Below are 3,961 nucleotides of genomic sequence, written 5' to 3' on the forward strand. Positions count from 1 at the left end.
TGATCCTCACGGCGCTCAAGATCCCAAAATCGATGTTTACGATCATTTTCGTCATCGGCCGTTCGGTGGGGTGGATCACCCAATGGATAGAACTCAAAAACGATCGGGAGATGAAAATAGCCCGTCCGAGACAGCGCTATATCGGAGAGATAAAAAAAGGTGTTTGAATAATTTTGCTATAATAAGAAAGTTATCCAGTATGAGGAGCTTTTATGGAGTGCGAATTTCCGAGTGTCAATGCAACGAATGATGAAATAAAAACTATTTTAGACGAAGTTAAAACGATTGCAGTGTTGGGACTCTCACCCGATTCGAGCAAAGACAGTTACCGTGTTGCCCAATACCTCAAAAATGCGGGGTATACGATTGTACCTGTTTATCCAAAAGAAGAGACGATTTTGGGAGAAAAAGTATACCGCTCTTTAAGCGAAATCCCCTTTGCGGTCGATATGGTTAATATCTTCCGAAAACCCGATGCACTGAATGCAGTAGCGGACGCATGTATCGAGCGAGGCGACGTTAAAGTGTTCTGGGCTCAAAAAGGGATCGTCAATAACGAAGCTGCACAGCGTGCAAGAGATGCAGGGATGAAGGTAGTTCAAAATCATTGCAGTATGGTTGAGCATCGTCTCATCCATGGTTAAAGGGAAAGTTTGATCGATTTAAAAACCATATACGAGGCGAACGAACGGATCAAAGATGTGATCGTCAAAACGCCGTTTGCACATGCTCCGCGTCTGAGTCAAGAGTCAGGGTGTAATGTCTATCTCAAAAAAGAGAACCTCCAAGTAACGGGCGCTTTTAAAATCCGCGGTGCCTACAATAAAATCGCGTCATTGAATGATGAAGAACGCTCACGCGGTGTGATCGCCGCGAGTGCGGGAAATCACGCTCAAGGGGTTGCGATGGCGGCTCAAATGTTCGGAACCCGTGCTCTGATCGTAATGCCCGAATCAACTCCGCTCACCAAGATCAACGGGGTGAGCTACTACGGCGCCGAAGTTATTTTGGCGGGGTCAAATTATGACGAGGCGTATGCCTATGCTTCGACCTACGGGAGTGAGCACGGCATGGTATTTGTCCATCCGTTTGCCGATGAAGCGGTAATGGCGGGTCAGGGGACAATCGCTATCGAAATGCTCGAATGTATGGATGATTTGGATGCCATCGTTATCCCTGTCGGCGGCGGCGGACTCATCTCGGGTATGGCTTCGGCGATCAAATCGATTGCTCCTCATATCCGCGTGATCGGTGTCGGTGCTGCGGGTGCTCCTGCGATGCGTGAATCTTACGAGGCTAAAACAGCGATTGATTCTACCAGTGTCCGCACGATCGCAGACGGTATCGCCGTACGTGATACGTCACCTATTACTCTATCTCATATCCTTGAATCGGTGGATGAGTTTATCAGCGTCGATGATGAAGAGATTGCGAATGCCATTTTGTTCTTGTTAGAACGTCAAAAACTCGTTGTTGAGGGGGCAGGTGCGGCAGGTGTTGCGGCACTTCTCCATCACAAAATAGAAGGTCTGAGTGATAAAAACGTCGGTGTTGTTCTCAGCGGCGGAAACATGGATGTTACTCTGCTCTCCATCATTATCGAAAAAGGGCTGATCAAATCGGGACGTAAGATGAAACTGACCGTCACATTGATCGATAAACCAGGGACATTGATGCAGCTTACACGGATGCTTCAAGACCTTAATGCCAATATCGTCCATATCGAGTATGACCGTACCTCTACTTCATTGGCCTATGGAGATGCGAACGTAACGATCCATCTAGAGACCAAAGGTGAAATTCACCAACAGCAAATCCGCACAGCTTTAAAAGATAACCGCTACCTAAGCAGCGAAGAACACTAAGGGGTAACGGGTATGGATGTTTCAAAAATTTTAAGTTTTAAACATCCCGTACTCTTTCTTAAAACCCTCTCAAACGGAAATCTCGGCGCTATCGATGCCCAAAACGCACTCCGTATTATCGATGCATCGAGCTATGACGTGGTAGACGGGTTTAAAACCAACATTCTGCATGAGCGATATATCGGCAGTTATGTTGATATGACTCCGGATGCAGAGTACTCTATCTCAGCTATTTTGGGGACAAACCAAGCGGCCGTTTTTAGTTTATCGAAGCGAAAAATGCTGTACAAATCAGGTCTTCATCACGGAGAAGTTGAAAGCGTCGGACTCGATCCAAACGGTCGGTATTTCGTTACCTGTGGACAAGACGGCAAAACATTCGCTTGGGTTTTGAAGACGTCTCGTCTTGCGTTTACCCTTCCTCCGCATGCCGATTATGTCAGTGCTGTCGCTTTTAACGATAACGGACAATGGATCGCAACCGGAAGCTATGACACCACGATCAATCTTCTCAATATCGCAACGATGAACAAGCCGATTAAATTGAGAGGACACTCCAGTGCGATTGTCAAAATTCTTTTTTTACCGGATGCAAAACTCCTCTCTGTCGAGAAAGAGGGAGGGGTGATCGTTTGGGATATCGGTAGTGCCAAAATAATCAAACGACTTCAAAAAATGAATGATGATGTTACCTCTATGTGCATCAGCACCACAAAACGGTTTGTTTTTATTGCGACGAAACGGGGATATATCGGTTTATACGATATGCATACCATGGAACAGGTTTCAGCACGCTATTTAAAACTTTCCGAGACTACGACTTCGGTAACTTTTTTAACCAATCCGGTTCGCTTGGCTATCGGTACGGTAGAGGGAAATATCCATTTTTATCCCCTATTGGGCAATGAAGAGTCCTATGTTCAAATGCTCAGAGATCGAGATTATAAGCCCTTTTACGATGCTCTTGAAGATAATCCGATGCTCTATTATTCGAAAACGTATGATGCGGCTGAAAAAATATGGCTTGATGCATTGGAAAAAGGGCGTAGTTACCTCGAAAATAATGAGCGACAAAAGGCGAAAGATCTTTTTGCCCCTTTTGTTCCCATACCGAAAAAAAATGTACTTATTACACAAATGCTCAGTTCGTATGAAAAATTTGAACATTTTCAAAGTTGTGCGGAGGAAGGGCGATTATCTTTGGCGTATTCATTAGCGAAACAGTATCCGGCTTTTCAAGAAACGGGTGTTTATCGTAAAATGGAATTGAAATGGAAAAAGCTCTTTTTTAAAGCACAGGAATTGATTTTAACCCCTAACGGGGATGAAAAAGCAAAGGAGCTATTTGCTCCCTATCGAGGAATTTCGGAAAAAACGGTACTCGTGCAACAGCTTTTTGAAGATCGAAAAATGTATCTTTATTTCAAAAAAACGATCGCACAGCGCGACTATGTCAAATTCTTTGCATTAGTCAAAAAACACCCGTTTTTAAAAGAGTTTTCCGAATATACGGAAGTGATGGATTATGCGGACAAGCTTTATATCCAATCTCAAAAATCGTATGCAAATGGTGAGTTTGCTACCGCTCGAAAAGCGTGTGAAATCCTAGTCTCTTTTCCTGACTATGCGACGGAAGCGCAAGAGATGATTGATACGATACGGATCAAACATCTGTTTTATGAGGCAATATCTTCCAATAATCTCTCCAATGCATTTACCTATCTAAGCTCTTTTCCGTTGCTATATGAAACCGCAGAAGCACAGGCGTTGGAGCGTCAATGGAACAATGTTGTCGATAAAGCACAACGTTCGGCCGCAAAAGGGGATGCGCGCGAAACGCTGTCGGTGTTTGAACCGTATTTTGGTATTCGACCGAAATATGCGGCAATGGCGGCCGTTATCGCACAAGCGTATTGCGTTCAGTTAGAAGATAAAATACGGCTAAATGCGCCCCAAAACGCTATTGAATTCGGAATTCGCCAATATGTCGGAATGTTTGGTGCGGATGATGGGATTCGAGAAATTGTTGATTTATTAAAAAGGGTAACACAGTCGAAGATTCAATTATCATCGTTTAGACAAGGTTCGATCGAGAC

Annotated in this window: 4 protein-coding genes; all 4 read left to right on the forward strand. The window is 44.3% G+C overall.

Annotation, left to right across the window (positions count from 1 at the left end):
- Positions 1-167 (forward strand): citrate/2-methylcitrate synthase (locus VFW36_RS11045; RefSeq protein ID WP_329658873.1); only part of this gene is annotated, 167 nt, incomplete at its 5' end.
- Between the two features lie 45 nt (positions 168-212).
- Positions 213-644, forward strand: coding sequence for a CoA-binding protein (locus VFW36_RS11050; RefSeq protein ID WP_329658870.1), 432 nt, complete (start codon positions 213-215; stop codon positions 642-644).
- A 9-nt stretch (positions 645-653) separates the two neighbouring features.
- On the forward strand, positions 654-1,865 hold the full coding sequence (gene ilvA, locus VFW36_RS11055; RefSeq protein ID WP_329658871.1) for a threonine ammonia-lyase: 1,212 nt from the start codon (positions 654-656) through the stop codon (positions 1,863-1,865).
- 12 nt (positions 1,866-1,877) lie between these two features.
- Positions 1,878-3,961 (forward strand): hypothetical protein (locus VFW36_RS11060; RefSeq protein ID WP_329658872.1); only part of this gene is annotated, 2,084 nt, incomplete at its 3' end.

Source organism: Sulfuricurvum sp. (assembly GCF_036279695.1).
Lineage (GTDB): Bacteria > Campylobacterota > Campylobacteria > Campylobacterales > Sulfurimonadaceae > Sulfuricurvum.

Coding starts and splice junctions, on each gene's coding strand:
- VFW36_RS11050 (WP_329658870.1), top strand. CDS start 213: ATGGAGTGCGAATTTCCGAGTGTCAATGCAACGAATGATGAAATAAAA.